This is a genomic window from Paenibacillus sp. FSL R7-0345, assembly GCF_038595055.1.
Classification (GTDB): Bacteria; Bacillota; Bacilli; order Paenibacillales; family Paenibacillaceae; genus Paenibacillus_AQ.
On the sequence record NZ_CP152002.1, the window covers coordinates 6,018,147 to 6,034,517 of the forward strand.

15 protein-coding genes are annotated in these 16,371 nt (G+C 52.2%); 3 read left to right on the forward strand and 12 right to left on the reverse strand.

The features are described from left to right. Window positions 1-93 precede the first annotated feature (93 nt). From NST84_RS25955 to NST84_RS26010, 12 genes are all read right to left on the reverse strand, one after another. Entirely contained in the window at window positions 94-1,674 is a 1,581-nt protein-coding gene (locus tag NST84_RS25955) for a peptide chain release factor 3 (RefSeq protein WP_342562971.1), read from the reverse strand. Window positions 1,675-1,838: 164 nt separating this feature from the next. Beyond that, on the reverse strand, window positions 1,839-3,071 hold the full coding sequence (locus NST84_RS25960) for an MFS transporter (protein ID WP_342562972.1): 1,233 nt from the start codon (window positions 3,069-3,071) through the stop codon (window positions 1,839-1,841). Window positions 3,072-3,276: 205 nt separating this feature from the next. Next, a complete protein-coding gene (gene zwf, locus NST84_RS25965; RefSeq protein WP_342562973.1) occupies window positions 3,277-4,827 on the reverse strand; it encodes a glucose-6-phosphate dehydrogenase in 1,551 nt (516 codons plus the stop codon). A gap of 328 nt (window positions 4,828-5,155) precedes the next feature. Further along, the gene (locus tag NST84_RS25970; RefSeq protein WP_342562974.1) at window positions 5,156-6,193 is read right to left on the reverse strand and encodes a YwmB family TATA-box binding protein; all 1,038 of its coding nucleotides are present in this window, start codon (window positions 6,191-6,193) and stop codon (window positions 5,156-5,158) included. Between the two features lie 286 nt (window positions 6,194-6,479). Continuing rightward, the gene (locus tag NST84_RS25975; protein ID WP_342562975.1) at window positions 6,480-6,782 is read right to left on the reverse strand and encodes a hypothetical protein; all 303 of its coding nucleotides are present in this window, start codon (window positions 6,780-6,782) and stop codon (window positions 6,480-6,482) included. Then, window positions 6,754-7,404, reverse strand: a complete 651-nt coding sequence (locus NST84_RS25980) for a response regulator transcription factor (protein WP_068725710.1) — start codon at window positions 7,402-7,404, stop codon at window positions 6,754-6,756. Before NST84_RS25980 ends, NST84_RS25975 begins: the two co-directional genes overlap by 29 nt. A 16-nt stretch (window positions 7,405-7,420) precedes the next feature. Further along, entirely contained in the window at window positions 7,421-8,461 is a 1,041-nt protein-coding gene (locus tag NST84_RS25985) for a sensor histidine kinase (RefSeq protein WP_342566527.1), read from the reverse strand. 34 nt (window positions 8,462-8,495) lie between these two features. Next, window positions 8,496-9,143, reverse strand: coding sequence for a cell wall-active antibiotics response protein LiaF (gene liaF, locus NST84_RS25990; protein WP_342562976.1), 648 nt, complete (start codon window positions 9,141-9,143; stop codon window positions 8,496-8,498). Between the two features lie 276 nt (window positions 9,144-9,419). Then, window positions 9,420-10,124: a PspA/IM30 family protein gene (locus NST84_RS25995; RefSeq protein WP_342562977.1), complete on the reverse strand. Its 705-nt coding sequence runs from the start codon at window positions 10,122-10,124 to the stop codon at window positions 9,420-9,422. A 3-nt stretch (window positions 10,125-10,127) separates the two neighbouring features. Next, window positions 10,128-10,628, reverse strand: coding sequence for a PspC domain-containing protein (locus NST84_RS26000; RefSeq protein WP_342562978.1), 501 nt, complete (start codon window positions 10,626-10,628; stop codon window positions 10,128-10,130). 4 nt (window positions 10,629-10,632) lie between these two features. Further along, entirely contained in the window at window positions 10,633-11,310 is a 678-nt protein-coding gene (locus NST84_RS26005; protein WP_342562979.1) for a PspA/IM30 family protein, read from the reverse strand. 54 nt (window positions 11,311-11,364) lie between these two features. After that, window positions 11,365-11,667: a hypothetical protein gene (locus tag NST84_RS26010; RefSeq protein ID WP_342562980.1), complete on the reverse strand. Its 303-nt coding sequence runs from the start codon at window positions 11,665-11,667 to the stop codon at window positions 11,365-11,367. A 315-nt stretch (window positions 11,668-11,982) separates the two neighbouring features. Here NST84_RS26010 and NST84_RS26015 point away from each other — a divergent pair, with 315 nt between their 5' ends. Genes NST84_RS26015 through NST84_RS26025 form a run of 3 tightly spaced genes read left to right on the forward strand, consistent with a single transcriptional unit; the run spans window position 11,983 to window position 16,234 of the window. Next, window positions 11,983-13,836, forward strand: a complete 1,854-nt coding sequence (locus NST84_RS26015; protein WP_342562981.1) for a glycosyltransferase — start codon at window positions 11,983-11,985, stop codon at window positions 13,834-13,836. After that, entirely contained in the window at window positions 13,833-14,267 is a 435-nt protein-coding gene (locus NST84_RS26020) for an S-layer homology domain-containing protein (RefSeq protein ID WP_342562982.1), read from the forward strand. Before NST84_RS26015 ends, NST84_RS26020 begins: the two co-directional genes overlap by 4 nt. Beyond that, entirely contained in the window at window positions 14,225-16,234 is a 2,010-nt protein-coding gene (locus NST84_RS26025; RefSeq protein WP_342562983.1) for an exosporium glycoprotein BclB-related protein, read from the forward strand. The genes NST84_RS26020 and NST84_RS26025 overlap by 43 nt, the downstream gene beginning before the upstream one ends. Window positions 16,235-16,371 lie beyond the last annotated feature (137 nt).

The window sequence follows — 16,371 nt, forward strand, 5'->3', positions numbered from 1 at the left end:
CCAAAAAACCTCCGCATTCCGGCCGTGCAGCGCACAGCCAGAGGCGGAGGTTTTTACCATAATATTAATCTTACCCGGTTAATTTCCGTACACTTAAGGAGCGGTCTCCAGGAACTTCGCAGTCGGATTCTTCTCCATAGCGGTACGCATCGCGTATTCATTTTCGAACAGCACGACATAGTTGCCCTTCTTGTCTGTTACCAGTGTGGAGTTGATCCGGAATTTGCTTGGGTCCGGCTTGTTCTCATCCACAATCCAGCGTGCGAACTGGTAGCTCATCCGCTGAAGCATAACATCCACGCCGTACTCGCCCTTCATCCGGTACTCGAACACCTCGAACTGCAGCTGACCGACAACGCCAAGAATAATATCGTCAAAATTGACCGTACGGAATACCTGGATCATCCCTTCTTCCGTCAGCTGGTCAATCCCTTTTTGGAATTGCTTCGATTTGAGTGCATTTTTGATGCTCACTTTGGAGAAAATCTCCGGTGAGAACGTCGGCAGCTCATCGAACTCCATCTCACCCGCCTGGCTGAGTGTATCGCCAATCCGGAAAATACCCGGGTCAAACAAACCGATAATATCGCCCGGATACGCCTCTTCGACAATATCACGGTCCTGGGCCAGGAACTGCTGCGGCTGGGACAGCTTGATATCCTTGCCCGCCCGCACATGCTTCACGCTCATGCCGCGCTCGAACTTGCCGGATACGATCCGCAGGAATGCGATACGGTCGCGGTGGGCCGGGTTCATGTTGGCCTGGATTTTGAATACATAGCCGGTAAATTTCTGATTGGTCGGCTCAATGGCACCAACCGTACTGCGGCGCGGCTCCGGCTTCGGTGCCAGCTCCAGGAAGTTGTCGAGGAACGTCTGCACGCCGAAGTTGTTGATCGCACTGCCGAAGAAGACCGGAGTCAGCTCGCCGCGCAGTACTTTTTCATAGTCAAAAGCGTCACCCGCCACATCCAGCAGCTCCAGGTCCTGGCACAGCTGGTCATGCAGATATTCTCCGGCCATCTCGCGGATAATCGGATCGTGGTAGCCTTCTACCTTTTGCACCTTGATTACAGAGTGGTCGTCACCCTGGAACAGCTCCACCTGATTCTTCATCCGGTCGTACACGCCGCACAGCTCGCGGCCGCTGCCGATCGGCCAGTTCATCGGTACGGAGCGGATGCCCAGTACATTCTCCAGCTCTTCCATCAGATCGAACGGGCTCTGCCCTTCACGGTCCAGCTTGTTAATGAAGGTAAAAATCGGGATACCGCGCTTGGCGCAGACCTGGAACAGCTTGATTGTCTGTGCCTCCACACCCTTCGCTACGTCAATCAGCATGACCGCACTGTCCGCCGCTGTCAGGGTACGATAGGTGTCCTCACTGAAATCCTGGTGACCTGGAGTATCCAGAATGTTCACCCGGTGATCCAGATAATCAAACTGCATTACGGAAGAGGTTACCGAGATTCCGCGCTGCTTCTCTATTTCCATCCAGTCACTTGTCGCATGCTTGCTTGCTTTGCGGGCTTTAACCGTTCCCGCCAGCCGGATCGCGCCGCCGAACAGCAGCAGCTTCTCCGTTAGTGTTGTTTTACCCGCATCCGGGTGGGAAATGATCGCAAACGTTCTGCGTTTGTCCACTTCCTGTTGCAGTTTCTGATCCGGTGTCATTGCACATATCCCTTCATATATAAATTCATGCTTTACGCTCCTAATACCCGTTCCCTTTCCAGAAAGCATCCTTTAAAGTATATCAAAATTCAGCAGACTTTATCTACAAAAAAGCGGCGGAAGTGAAACAAGTTGTACAAATTTGCTGTTTTTCTGCGTATCCCTTATCTGCTTGCCGTTTCAGCTTCTGTGCGGGCCGTGTCTGTTATAGTATGCCTTCTGCTCAAAAAGAGCAAAACCGCCAGCGAAACCATCAGGCTCACCGCGCCCATCACCCAGATAACAGTATAGCCCAGCCGTTCTGCAGCCAGACCAAGCAGCAGGGTGATTGCGAAGCCCGATAGCGATTTGAGGGCAGATAGCCCTGAGGTGAACGTTGCTCTTTTGCCCCGGGGAATGAAATCCTGCACCCAGGCACTGAATAAGGAGGACTCCAGCCCAAGCCCGAATTCATACAAAACCAGCCCCGCGATGAACACAGCCGGATGTGCAAACAGTCCTGCAAGCAGCAGACCGGAAGCCGAGAGCAGCAGACCGCCGGAAATAATCCGTACCGCCTGCACTTTCCTTTTTGCCAGAAAAGAGCTGCAGAACGAGGACAGGCTGATTACAACCATGAACAAAACCAGCATTCCGCCTAAATAACCCACGGGCAGCCCAAGCTCATTTACACCATACACCTGCCAGCTGAGCAGAAAAGCAAGCAATGCGGCATGGCTAAAGATGCTTTTGAACAGGATAAACCGCATCAGCTTATTTTTCACAAATTCGCCTGTGGTCACATAGACCTCTTTAAAAATACTATCCTCCGTCCGGACGCCATAATTATCGCTGAACCGCAGCCAGGTATACAGACCTAGCCCCATTGCCGCTCCACCCGCTATAGCCACCGGAAGGTATAGATGTATATTGCTGCTTAATGATGCCAATAGTGCCCCTACTACTGCAAAAGCGGACACATATCCGTTCAGTCGCGGCAGTGCAATATTTTTATACTCCTGCATGCCCAGATCCTCAAGCTTATCCAAATACCAGGCCTGCGGCGAGCCGGAAATCAGCGCAACTCCCAGAGACATCACAACCGCAGAAACAATAAACGCTGCCAGATTACCTGCAAAAGCAAATATAGACAATCCCGCCCCCCATATTATAAAACCGATAGCCGTCAGCTTTTTCCTCCCGTACAAGTCCGACAGATTGCCGCTGGGATAATCAAACACCGCAAGGGACAGCGAGGATACCGCGAATACAATACTGATCTGCATCGGGTCAACCCCTCTCATGCTCATCAGAACGATATATACCGCACCATACAGCTTATCAGCCAGATTATAACCGCATAACATCGTTCCCAGAAAAAAACTGTACTGCTTATGCGCCTGCTGTGTCCTTTTCATCAACGAGTGCCCCATTCCTCCAACAGATTTTGTAGGCCTTCAGGCGGCTGACTGCGATCCCCGGATCTTTTCTCTCTACAGTTAATGGGATTATATAGCAAACACGCAGGATTGAAATCCTTTTATTGTAATTTTCATTAAAAATACAAAAAACAGCGATCCCCCTCACCGAGGAACCGCTGTCTGTAATTCTATATAGCTGGTACTAGCTGTTCACACGCCATACCACGTTATCTTCATCCTGTCCATTCACCGGCCACCAATGGAAGCCATCCTGGTCCAGCAGCTGGTCTGCTTCTACCGGTCCCCATGAGCCAGCCGGATAGGAAGCCAGATCACTGTTCTCTTCCTTCCAGGCCTGTGCGATCCGGTCAACAAATGACCAGGCCGACGATACTTCATCCCAACGGGTAAAATAAGTCGAATCGCCGCGTGCCGCATCATGCAGCAGACGCTCGTAGGCTTCCGGTGAATTGATGCCGATCATGCAGCTCTGGCAGAAGTCCATGGCAAGCGGCTGAATTTCCGATTCCGAACCCGGCTTCTTGGCGTTAATCTTCACGTAGATGCCTTCCATCGGATTGACGCGGATCACGAGCAGGTTCGGCTCAAGCTTATGCTTCTGGCCCAGGTATACGTTAGTCGGCATACCCTTGAACTCCACCACTACTTCCGTAGTCTTCACAGGCAGACGCTTGCCGGTACGGATGTAGAAAGGAACGCCCGCCCAGCGGAAGTTGTCTACAAAAATACGCGCTGCAAAATACGTCTCAGTATTGGACTCAGGATCTACTTTATCCTCCTGGCGGTAAGCCGGCAGGCTCTTGCCTTTGTAGAGGCCTTGGGTATACTGTCCGCGCACCACGTTCTCACGTACTTCTTCCGGGGAGGAGTACGGGCGCAGCGAACGGAGAACTTTTACCTTCTCGTCACGGATATCTTCAGCCAGCAGACGGCTTGGCGGCTCCATTGCAATCATCGTCAGCAGCTGCAAAATATGGTTCTGCCCCATATCGCGAAGTGCACCGGCATGATCATAGTACCCGCCGCGCTCTTCTACCCCGACAGTCTCACCAAGGGTAATCTGAATGTTCGCAATATGCTTGTTGTTCCACAGCGGCTCAAAGAACGCATTCGCAAAACGGATAACCTCAATGTTCTGCACCATTTCTTTGCCCAGATAGTGGTCAATCCGGTAAATCTCCTCTTCCTTAAACACCTGGCGGATCTGCTCATTCAACTGCTCTGCAGATTCCAGGTTATAGCCGAACGGTTTCTCGATAACCAGACGGTTCCAGCCTGCACCCTGCAGCATGCCGCCGGCTTTGAGGTTGAACGATACGCTGCCGAACAGCTCAGGAGCCAGAGCCAGATAGAACATCCGGTTGCCCGGAATCTGGAACTTCTGTTCAAGCTGCTCTGTCTGCGCACACAGCTCACGGAAGCCGTCTACATTGTTAATATCCAGTGATTTATATTCGAAATGCTGTACAAAATCATTCCATTCCGCAGCATCGGCTACCTGATAACGGCAGAATTCACGGATGGATTCCTTCACATCCTCCCGGAACTCCTCCTGGGTACGGGGACGCCGAGCCACGCCAATTACCGCAAAATCATGTGTCAGCTTGCCTTCGCGGTACAAGCTATATATCGCCGGGAAAAGCTTGCGCCGGGCCAGATCTCCGGTTGCCCCAAAAATAAAGAATACAGCACCGGGTGTATGCAGTTCATCAAGGGTTTGATTTTCAGCCATGGCTCCTCATCTCTCTGTATGTAATATAGTTAGTTGACAATCATTCTCATCGCGCCGTAGCACGGCGTGATGTCATTTTATCATATTCACCGTGAGGATGCTATCACATTCCTGACAGTTTTTCTCGGGATTTCGTAATTTTCCATTAAACTTTCTTATCGTTTTTCATACCGAAGCTTATAGGCTTCTGCCGAAACAGTAGACGCCGCCACACTTCCATATTATACCTTCCGGTAAAAAGCTCCGCAAACCGGAGCCCGGTTTGCGGAGCTTTTTGTTAGTATATGCGGAATTACAGCGAATTATGACTATAACTGGACGGACTTCATTAATATTCAATCGTAATGAGCGGCAGCCCGATTGTCACACGGTTACTGCTGTCATTGCTGTTCTGGTGAACGGCAGCCTGCAGAGCTATTCTGTGCTCTCCGCTGTTCACAACCCTCTGCGCGTCCTTAACGCTGTAGGTACGGCTGTAAGTCGCCACATCCCCGTAGCTTTCCGCTGGCTCTAATCCGTTCAGCCGCTCAGCAATTGTACCTTGCACCCGCTCAAGTGCCTCCCGGGGGGATCCCTGCAGCGATGACATGCCTTGCAGTGAAGCATTCCACTGCGGCGTGATGCCAGCAGCCAGCACCTGTGCTCCGGCATACGCGGCCGCTGCTTGAAATCCTGCTGCCTGCAGCAGATCCTGCGTCTCCACAGTCACAATTACATAGCTTGTGCCCTGGCCCATTTCACTCCAGAACAATGAATTTGTACTGGCTGAATCCAGCGGACGGGAGGCTCTGTAGGTGACATGGCCGTCTTCTTCAGCGGTCATCAGCTTACCGAGTCCGAGCTGGTCTGCCAGCCGCGCCGCTGCTGCCGATGGATCTGCGGAGGTTGCCGGGGACAATGTCTGAGCTTCCGCTGTGGCTTCTGCATTAGATACGGCTGGGGCCGCAGTAGTGGCTTCTGTAATAGATAAGGCTTTAGTGCCAAAAGCAGCATCTTCATTTAAGGAAACTGGGTCACCGGAGGTAACATCTTCATTAAATGCGGCTTGGGCGCCAGAAGTAATATCTTTATTTAGCAGAGCTTGGGCCGAAGCTGCGGCGTTAGTGCTATCTGTCCCTGCCGCTTCATTGCTGTATTCTCCCTGCCACTTCACAACTAGCCTCAGCGGAGAGCCGGCTGCTGTTACCTCCCGGCCGGCCGAAGCCAGGAGATCCAGGGAACGGCTCAACTGCTCCGGGCTGGATGCAGAGAGGGCAGTGTCTGCTGCAGGCTCATTTGCACTATTGCGGCCAGCCCCGCTTGCGAATCCGGCCAGCAGCAGTACCAGCAGACTGAGGCTAATCATCATCAGTGTTACCTTCCCCATCCCTTGTCCATGTTTCCCCTGCCGCATTCCGCATCTCCCTCTCTCATCCAATCTATCAATCTACTAGAAAGGATAGCCCGATTCGGGAGAAGATATACATACTTGCCAGGTACTCAGCTAAAGTTCGAAACTTGCAGGGTAATACGATTTAGTGTGCACCTACACACTGCGGGGTCTAACCATGAATCGAGAGTATTGAAATGTGCCTATTTATTCGTCCGCAGAAGCCTATACCCCTCTATAAACAAATAGCCAACATAGAGGGAGTAATCCCTTTATGTTGGCTTTACAAATCTGAGGCACTTCTGCCTCTCATTTCGCACATTTGGCCATCGAAGCCGAATTCAGAGGCATTTTTGCCTTTCATTTCGCCCATTTGGCTGCCGATGCCGAATTCAGAGGCATTTTTGCCTTTCATTTCGCCTATTTGGCCACCGATGCCGAATTCAGAGGCATTTTTGCCCTTCATTTCGCCGATTTGGCCGCCAAAGCCGAAATCAGAGGCATTTTTGCCTCTCATTTCACCAGCAAGGGTTGTCCGCCCCGCCATAGCGCTCCCGTTACTCCGCCAGCCCGTTCTTGTACGCATAAATAGCCGCCTGGGTCCGGTCCTCGACACCCAGCTTGGCAAGAATGTTGGTGACATGGAATTTCACTGTCTTGATTCCGATGATCAGCTGGTCGGCAATATCCTGGTTGGATTTGCCCTGGGCCAGCAGCTTCAGTACTTCCATCTCGCGTTCGGTAAGCTCCTTGTAGGCCGGAGCCTCTGCTTTGGCATTGTTGCGAAACCGGTTCATCATCTTGGATGCTACCTGGGATTCCAGCACAGACTGTCCACGGGCAGCAGCACGGATAGCATCCGCTACTTCACTGGCCCGCGAGGTTTTCAGCAGATAGCTGAACGCTCCGGCTTCAATGACAGGATACATTTTCTCATCATCCAGATAACTGGTCAGCACGATAACCTTGCAGTCCGGATACAGTTTGAGCAGCCGCTTGGTCGTCTCAATACCGTCCATGCCTTCCATTACCAGATCCATCAGCACAACATCCGGATTATATTCCTGGGCCAGCCGGATACCCTCTTCACCGCTTCCGGCTTCGCCTACTACTTCAATACCGTCTTCCGTACCAAGTACTGCGGCAAGTCCGATTCGTACCATTTCATGATCGTCCACCAGCAGAACCTTAATTTCTTCTGTTTCCATGGCTGCCCCTGCCTCCTTATTCATTGACCAGCGGTACAGTAATTTCAATCCGCATCCCTTTGCCGGGCGCCGTAATAAACTGTATGGAACCGCCGGTTTCTGCAATCCGCTCCTGCATATTCGACAGACCGTATGAGGTCAGCTTATTGTCATCGATTTCAAAGCCTACGCCATCATCGCGCAGTGTCAGTCTTACTGAGTCGCCGCGCCGGTGCAGCCGGATTTCCATCTTCTCTGCCTTGGCATGCCGCAAAGTGTTCGAAATCGCTTCCTGGACAATGCGGAACAAATGGTTCTCGACCCCTTTAAGCAATTGTACATCCGGGTCCATCTCAAAAATAATCTCCATCGGCACCTTGATCTGCAGCTCTTTAATCAGCTCCTGCAGTCCCTGCTCAAGTCCCTTGCCTTCCAGATACACCGGCCGCAAATGCAGCAGCAGCGCACGCATCTCCGACTGGGCCACCGCAGACATCTCCTCAATCAGGGCAATCTGCCGCTGGGCTTTGTCAAAATCCTTCTCCAGCGTCCGGCCTACAGCCGTCGCCGTCATCGAAATGGCGAACAGCTGCTGGGACACGGCATCATGCAGCTCCCGGGCCAGGCGCTGCCGCTCCTCGATAATCGCCGACACCCGTGCCTGCTCGGCCAGCTTGGCATTGTTGGTCGACAGCCGCTGCAGGGTGTTGACCTGGTTCTCCCACTTGCCGCTGATCCGGCCAAGCTGTTCCCCGAGCCGGCCCAGCTCATCACTGCCAAGCACTGGCATGGCAGGGGTGAGATTGCCCTTCTCCCAGGCAACCAGTGTTCCCCGCAGCCGCTCCAGCCTGCGTTTGAAGCGGAAGCTCTGGAAGAAGCCGAAGCCGACCCCAAAGACCATCGGCAGGAGGATTAGCGTCACAGCAGTGCGGATTCCGATCTCCCAATTCTCAAAAGGCTGCAAATAACCGTATGTATACATAATGTACAAGAAAACCAGCAGCATGACAAAAGAGAACAAAGCCCCTTCACCCATGCTGCGTGTCACCATGCTGCTGTTCTTTTTATCCACGTGCAGGAGCCTCCCTTTCTCAATCCATGCCATGCTGCGGTCAGGATTTGCTGATATCCAGATCACCCATCAGATAAGAAATGCTGAATTTCACTTTATTCGGGCAGGTATCGTAGTTGGCAGATTTCCAGTTCAGCCGGTTCATCATCCCCGTGTCGCGGTGGCTGCCGAACTCAATCGAGCCAAACAGCACGAACGCTTCAATCTCTACGCCATAGTCATCGGACAGGTGAATATCCATATCCCCGAATATCCCCTGAAACAGCATGATGGTCTCTTTATCCTCCGCTATTGCCAGTGAAAGATCAACATCGGCTTCGCCAAGCACATGCCATGCGCTCAGGCAGCGCATGACCCATGGTGACAGATCCCAGTCAAACCGGGAGGAGAAGCCCTGTTTCTGCATAAACACTTTTCCTTGCTGCAGCCGTTTCGACTTGACATAAAAAACGCCAAGTGAGATCAGGCAGACGCCCAGCACCAGCAGCAGATGATCCAGCAGCAGCAATACTGCGCCGATTCCCAGCAGCTTATAGCCCTGTTTGACCTTGCCTGAAGTCGTGCGGTAAATTCCCAGCAGCAGGAACAGGAGCGCAACAACGGAAAAAAATCCGATCCATTTGCCAAATATCATCAAGCAGCCCACGCCAATCAGTCCGATGGCAATCAGACGGTTCCGTTTATCCATAGCGCACCTCCTCAAAGTTTTGCCAAGCAAAACTATCTTCGTAAGCATGTTCTCAGTTTTGCCGGGCAAAACTGTCATCGTAATTGTCAATTATATAACAATAACAGAGGAATCAGATTCCTCTGCTTTATTTTCAAATGTTAAAATGCATAAATTCCGCAAGTTGTGTTCGTATAGCGCATCCCGCTACAAAAGCCATAGCGGTATGGAGACCCATACCGTATGGCTTTTACCTTGTTCAGCATATCATATCCGCCTGCTTTATAGGAACAGGGATTAGTCTTCTTTTTTGTCCAGGGACGGTGCAGAAGGAGGATTCAGTTTATTCTTCAGGGCTGCAAGCTGCTCTTCCACTTTGAGCTGTTTCTCTGCATCAACCGGCTTGTTGTACAAGCCATTAGACGGGCTGTAAGGGGCACGCATAACATCAGCTTCAGCTTCGAGCTGCATAATCTTTTCTTCCATGCGGTGGAAGCCGAGGGATGCGCTGCCGCTCTCAATGGAATGCACGCTGCTGATCTGTGACATCTGCTTCTTGGCTTTGGCCATCTGAGCACGGGATACCAGCTCGTTGCGCTTGTTGCGCAGCTTGTAGAATTCATCCTTCATATCATGCAGCTGCTGTACCAGTTCTTTGGCCTGCACTTCTGCCTGAGCGTGAAGATCGCCGTATTCGCTCTGCTTCTGGTCGAAGTAGATCTTTTCTTCCAGCAGCTTGCGGGCAACCTCTTCCTGTCCGTTCTTCAGGGCCAGCTCAGCCTGGGCTGCGCGCTGTCCCGACATTTTGGCAGCCTCCTCAACACGCTGCTTCATTCGGCGCTCGTTAGCCATCTGCTTGGCAACAGTAACCTCTGCTTCGTGGATTTCAGCCTCCATATCGCGCAGGTACTGGTTCAGCATTACGATCGGGTCCTCTACTTTATCCAGCAGGTCGTTTACCGACGCTTTTGTCATATCCTTAATCCGTTGAAATACTCCCATAATTTACACTTCTCCCTTCTCGTATTTAGCAAGTTTTTGTTTCAGCTCTTCGACTTCTTTCTGCAGTGCCTTCTTCTCGATATCCTTCATCATGGCATCCAGACCGGAGTCTTGGCCGGGGTAGCCGCCGGCTTTGTCATAACCCTGATTCGGGTTATAGCCGGGCTGTCCGCTATGTCCTCCAGGTCCGCCGTAGCCTCCCTGTCCGTGCGGGCCGTGAGGTCCTTGCGGACCGCGTCCGTACCCGGGACCGCCGGCATAAGGGCCGCCGTATGGACCACCGGGTGCTCCCGGTCCGGGACCGAACGGATTATAATGTGTCGGCTCCTTTGGAATGATCAAAGCTGCAATGAAATAGACAAGTATGGTCGCGCCACCGGTAAAGGGAATGCTGACAAGCAGCAGAATCCGGAACAGGGTAGAATCAATGCCGAGCGTCTCGGACAAGCCTCCAGCCAGCCCTGTCATTACCTTGTCACGGGTTGAACGATACAACCGGGTCATAGAACTACTCCTTTCCGCCATTGTTAAGCTTCTCCTTGAGCTTAGCCATTTCTCTTTCAAGTACAGTTGCTACTGTCTCGCCGGCCTGCACTGCGTATTCCTGGCCCATACGGCGCAGATCACGCAGGCTCTTCGCTTCCAGCTCCCAATCGTTCATCCGGTCTTCAAGCCGTCCGAACATTTTGGGAACGTCGCTGCCGTTGCCGTAAGCAGTTGCTCTCTGGTTCATGCGCTGCTGAAGTCTCAAGGACTCCATCCGTGCTGCATAATACTGACGCTTGTTATATACCGTTTGGTATTCAACCTTCAGTTCGTTCAGCTGGCTTTCCAGTTCATACAGCGATCCTTGGCTCTGTTCCAGCAGCCCGCTGTATTGCTCCAGCTTTTCCTCGTGGATAATTTTCTCCTGCAGGGCCATCTTTGCCAGATGATCCTCTCCGGCCTTGAGCGCCAGCAGCGCCTGTTCCTCACGTTTATTTCTCATGGCCGTTGCCTGATTCACCTGCACCTGCAGCTGCTTGGTATGGGCAGCAACTTGCTGGTACAGCCGCTCTGCTTCAGCGATCTCCTCACGGGTCGAATGTAGGAACTGATCGATCAGCTTCACCGGGTCCTGGCTTTGTTCAAGTCGTTCATTTAGATTAGCTACGGTAATATCCCTCATGCGGCGAAAAACACTCATGATTTCCTGCTCCCTCCCTGCTTCTTATTAAGTAATCATGTACAGCTTATATTCTTAGTATGTTCTGCCGCTTCTGCCTCTCAGCACCGAGATGCCCCAGACAACCAGCGCTACTCCGAGCAACGGCCCGATGATCCATGAAAGCTTCGAGATCAAAGCCATAACACCGATGAACAATACGATCCAGCCGATAATTTTACGTCCGCTTTTAATTCCGTAGTATCCGAGAGCTACCAGCAGTACCGGGAACAGGATTCCGAAAATTCCGTGTATCAGGTGGGGCAGTACCCCGAGCAGCATAACCGCTCCGATCACGATCAGGACGATAGCAAGTCCGTTACCTTTTCTATTCTGCATTTTTTCTCACCGCCTTTCGTTGACCTCGTTTCTTATAGCTTTATTCTAGGGTAATTTGCAGACTTTCAAAACAGACCGCGGACGGTTTTACGAACTGGACCTTAGTCGGGGAGGATACCGGACCGGAGAATGCGAGGAAAAAAACTATTCTGCTTAAAAGCTGCTTGATGTACAGATATTTGTGCAATTAATTATTAAAAATCTTCGAAAAAAAGTGCAATTCTCCGGATTACGTCGATAATTGTCAAGAGTTTGTTCAGAATCTAGTGGTATATTGTGATCAACATCATATTATTCCATTGTTGGAGGGACAAAATGCAGATCTCGATAATTGTTCTGGCCCAGCAGCTTCCGCTGCTTAAATCGTGCCTTGCCAGCATTGACCTCTTCACTAATACCCCCTATGAGCTGATTGTCATCAATGATGGCGGGAATAAGGAAGTAAGCAGCTATCTCACCCTCTCCAAAAAAGCCCGCTCTTTTGCAACAAATGAACGTGTGGGTGTAGCTGCCGGATTCAACCTCGGTGCTTCCATGGCTCAAGGGGAGTACCTTATCTTCATGCGCGATCACATGATTGTCTCTGAGGATTGGCTGGCCAGTCTGCTCGGCTGTGCCCGCAGGCATCCTTCAGCTGCAATGATTGGCCCGGTCAGCAATGATGTGAGCGGTCCGCAAAAGCTGCCGGTTGTATGCACTGAAATGGATCAGCTTGATCATATCGCCAGATCTTTCGCCCTCTCCAAAGCCGGACAAGCCAAAACAACCACTCGTTTGCTCAGCCACCTGCTGCTGGTACGCAGTGAAGCTTTCCACAAGCTCGGAGGCTTCGATGAGCAGTTCGGGCTGGAATGCTATGAGGATGATGATCTCTGCTACCGCGCGATTCAGGCTGGATACAGTCTGCACATCGCTTTGGATTGTTTTGTCCGTTATATCCAGCCTCCTCCTCTCTTTCCGGAAAACCCCGCATGGTACAGTACACAACTGGCCGCCAACCGGGAAAAGGCCCGCAAAAAATGGGGAATAGACCTCACAAGCGCTCTATATGAAATGAAACGCAGTATTACTGTAAGCCTATGCATGATCGTAAAAAATGAAGAAGCCACCCTCGAACGTTGTCTGGACAGCGTAGCTGGACTCGCGGACGAAATCATTATAGTAGATACAGGTTCTACTGACCGCACCAAAGAAATAGCAGGCCGTTATACAGATAAGGTCGTGGACTTCACCTGGGTGGACGACTTTGCCAAAGCCCGGAACTACGCCTTCAGCCTCGGGACACAGGAATATCTGTTATGGCTGGATGCCGACGACGAGTTTCTGCCTGCTGACAGGGAAAAATTCCTGGCACTGAAATCGGCTCTGGACTGGGATACCGATGCGGTCTCCATGAACTATAATCTGGCCTTCGACGAACACGGGAACGTAACCTCCAGCCTCACCCGCAACCGTCTGGTCAAGCGGGAGAACGGGTTCCGCTGGTTCGGCGTTGTTCATGAATATCTCGAGGTCAGCGGCAAGGTTCACCGCTCTGATATCTCTGTTACCCATGGCAGAGTTCACGGCAATTCTGACCGGAATCTGCAAATATATGAAAAGCGTCACACCGCGGGCGAGATTTTCTCTACCCGTGACCTATATTATTTCGCTAATGAGCTGAGGGAGCATAAGCAGTGGGAAAAAGCTATTTCCTTCTATGAAATGTTCCTTCAGCAGGTAGACGGCTGGGTCGAGGATAAGATCAATGCCTGCGGCAGTCTCTCTGACTGTTTCCGCGAGCTTGGCAACCTTCAGCAGGCAAGAGCCAAAGCCCTGTATTCCTTCTCCTTCGATCTGCCGCGCGCAGAAAATTGCTGCCGGATCGGCAGCCTTTACATGCTGGAGAACGATTATGCCAAGGCCATCTACTGGTACAAGACGGCCAGCGAGCTGGCCAAGCCGCTGGACAGCTACGCCATACTCCAGCATGCCTGCTGGAGCTGGCTGCCTCATCTTCAGCTCGCCGTCTGCTATGATCGGATCGGCCAGTACGAACGTGCCTGCGCCCATAACGAAATGGCGGCGGAATTTATTCCAAATGACAGCAAAGTGCTGGCGAACAGGGTGTATTTTGAATCCCTGGGCGTTGCAAGACAAACATATATTTTAGGGGGAAACAACCGATGAGCAAGAAGCAACAGATTAATAAGTACACTGAGATCCTTCCAGATCAGGTAAACACGAAAAAGGATATCAAGCCCGTACTAATGAAAACATCAATGGCGGTAATGGTGCTAAGTCAAACCGCAGGACTGTTGCCAAGTTTCGGACTCGGCGGCACGGGTGTTGCTTCAGCTGCAGAGAACAAAGGCTTTAATGATGTAAGCAGCAGCTCCTGGATGTATAAATATGTTATGAAAATTGCTGCACTTGGCTTTGCAGAAGGAGATAACGTCGGTAATTTCAATCCAAAAACCCCGCTCACCCATCAAGAAGCGGCAATTATGGCACTCCGCTTCCTTGGTGTCGATGCCCCATCCTCCCCTGCATCTGCTTCTTCATTAGAAGTAAGCGATTGGGCCAACGCCTGGGTCAAACTGCAATCAGCGAAGGATTAATCAAGCCGGAAGAAGAATTGGCCCAGGGCTGGGGAACCAGCAATGCCAGCCGCGAATGGCTGACACGGCTTGTGATCCGCCTGATTGACAAAGAGAATGAAGCCCTTGCCTTGACCAGCGAAGCTCTTCCTTTCAATGATGAGAACCAGATTTCAGCCTGGGCGACCGGTTATATTAATGCCGCTTCACAGCTGAAGCTGATTCAGGGCTTCGAGGATAAGACCTTCAGGCCTTCCGCCGATGTAACCCGTGCCCAGGCTGCAGCCATTTTCAGTCTGGCAGAGCGGTATGCCCCGGTCGAATCAGGCACAGTGGCCCGCGGTAAAATCATCAGTGTGTCCGGCGGCAAGGTCAGTGTACTGACAGAGGCTAACCAGACAGTCAACCTGACTATTGATGGCACTACACTTATTTTTGGAACAAATGGAGAAACGGCTTCCGCCTTGGCTGTCGGCCAGCCTATTACAGCTATTTACAGCAACGGCGTTGCTTCCTACGTGGAGATTGCCGATATCAGTAAAGCGGAAATCACACTGCCAAAAGGAGCTACCGGTGCTACAGGCGCTACTGGGGCCACTGGGGCCACTGGGGCCACTGGGGCCACTGGTGCTACCGGCAGTGCAGGGTCCTCCGGCGGACAGGGTGCAGTAGGTGCTATAGGTGCTACAGGTGCGACTGGGGCCGCCGGTAATCCAGGGCCTTCCGGCGAGGTGGGTGCGACTGGGGCCACTGGCGCTACAGGGGCGACTGGGCCTGGGGGTGAGGTAGGGGCTACTGGAGTCACTGGCGCGACCGGTCCTGCCGGTCCGATTGGTGAGACTGGGGCTACTGGAGCGACTGGACCTTCTGGTCCGATTGGTGAGACTGGGGCTACAGGGGCGACTGGCGTTACAGGGGCGACCGGCGATACTGGTGCTACAGGGGCGACCGGCGATACTGGTGCTACAGGGGCTACTGGCGTTACAGGGGCGACCGGCGATACTGGTGCTACAGGGGCTACTGGCGTTACAGGGGCGACCGGCGATACTGGTGCTACAGGGGCTACTGGCGTTACAGGGGCGACCGGCGATACTGGTGCTACAGGGGCTACTGGCGTTACAGGGGCGACCGGGGATACTGGTGCTACAGGGGCTACTGGCGTTACAGGGGCGACCGGCGATACTGGTGCTACAGGGGCTACTGGTGCTACTGGTGCTACTGGTGCTACTGGTGCTACTGGCGCTACCGGGGCAACTGGCGCTACCGGAGACACAGGCGTTACCGGAGCTACTGGCGCTACCGGAGATACAGGCGTGACCGGGGCTACCGGGGCTACCGGGGCGACTGGCGCTACCGGAGATACAGGCGTGACCGGGGCTACTGGTGCTACAGGGGCGACTGGTGCTACAGGGGCTACCGGTGCTACTGGGGCCACTGGAGGAGCTTCAACAACACTTATCCCGTTCTCTTCAGGCAAATCCGTCTCTTTGAATACAATTGCAGGCGGTTTATCTGGAAACGCAGGCCTGATCGGCTTCGGCAATTCGGCTACCGTTTCATACTCCGGAGGCTCAAGCATTGATCTGACAGGTTCTAATGATCCAAACAATAGCATCAACTATGCTTTTTCAGCACCAAGCAATGGTACCATAACCTCCCTTAGCGGGTACTTCTCCACAACCGTTGCAATGAGCCTGGTAGGAACTAGTGTTACAATTACCGGGCAGCTCTACTCCAGTACTACACCAGATAATACCTTTACTCCAGTTCCGGGTGCTACTGTAACTTTAAGCCCGATTCTGACAGGAATCATCTCTATAGGTACTGTTTCCAGCGGAATAACAACAGGCTTATCCATTCCGGTCACTGCCGGAACCCGATACCTGATGGTATATTCAGCTACTGCAGCCGGAATTTCACTTATTAACAATCCTCAGGGCTATATCAGCGGAGGTCTTAGCATCAGCAGCGCACCGATTATTCCATAAGGTTTAATGCTAATTTGAGGCTGCCCTGTCTGCAGAAATTTCTGCAGACAGGGCAGCCTCTTTGCTGTGCCGGCATCCGGAATGTGATAAAAGCGGCTTGCGCCATCTTAAGCAGCTGTACATAATATTGAGATAAA

Excerpts from the sequence above, each read along its gene's own strand:
- NST84_RS26005 (WP_342562979.1), bottom strand. The coding sequence starts at position 11,310 with ATGAGTGTTTTTCGCCGCATGAGGGATATTACCGTAGCTAATCTAAAT.
- NST84_RS25975 (WP_342562975.1), bottom strand. The coding sequence starts at position 6,782 with ATGCGTACAAGAACGGGCTGGCGGAGTAACGGGAGCGCTATGGCGGGG.
- NST84_RS25980 (WP_068725710.1), bottom strand. The coding sequence starts at position 7,404 with ATGGAAACAGAAGAAATTAAGGTTCTGCTGGTGGACGATCATGAAATG.
- zwf (WP_342562973.1), bottom strand. The coding sequence starts at position 4,827 with ATGGCTGAAAATCAAACCCTTGATGAACTGCATACACCCGGTGCTGTA.
- NST84_RS26015 (WP_342562981.1), top strand. The coding sequence starts at position 11,983 with ATGCAGATCTCGATAATTGTTCTGGCCCAGCAGCTTCCGCTGCTTAAA.
- NST84_RS26000 (WP_342562978.1), bottom strand. The coding sequence starts at position 10,628 with ATGACCCGGTTGTATCGTTCAACCCGTGACAAGGTAATGACAGGGCTG.
- NST84_RS25960 (WP_342562972.1), bottom strand. The coding sequence starts at position 3,071 with ATGAAAAGGACACAGCAGGCGCATAAGCAGTACAGTTTTTTTCTGGGA.
- liaF (WP_342562976.1), bottom strand. The coding sequence starts at position 9,143 with ATGGATAAACGGAACCGTCTGATTGCCATCGGACTGATTGGCGTGGGC.
- NST84_RS26020 (WP_342562982.1), top strand. The coding sequence starts at position 13,833 with ATGAGCAAGAAGCAACAGATTAATAAGTACACTGAGATCCTTCCAGAT.
- NST84_RS26010 (WP_342562980.1), bottom strand. The coding sequence starts at position 11,667 with ATGCAGAATAGAAAAGGTAACGGACTTGCTATCGTCCTGATCGTGATC.
- NST84_RS25955 (WP_342562971.1), bottom strand. The coding sequence starts at position 1,674 with ATGACACCGGATCAGAAACTGCAACAGGAAGTGGACAAACGCAGAACG.
- NST84_RS25970 (WP_342562974.1), bottom strand. The coding sequence starts at position 6,193 with ATGGGGAAGGTAACACTGATGATGATTAGCCTCAGTCTGCTGGTACTG.
- NST84_RS25995 (WP_342562977.1), bottom strand. The coding sequence starts at position 10,124 with ATGGGAGTATTTCAACGGATTAAGGATATGACAAAAGCGTCGGTAAAC.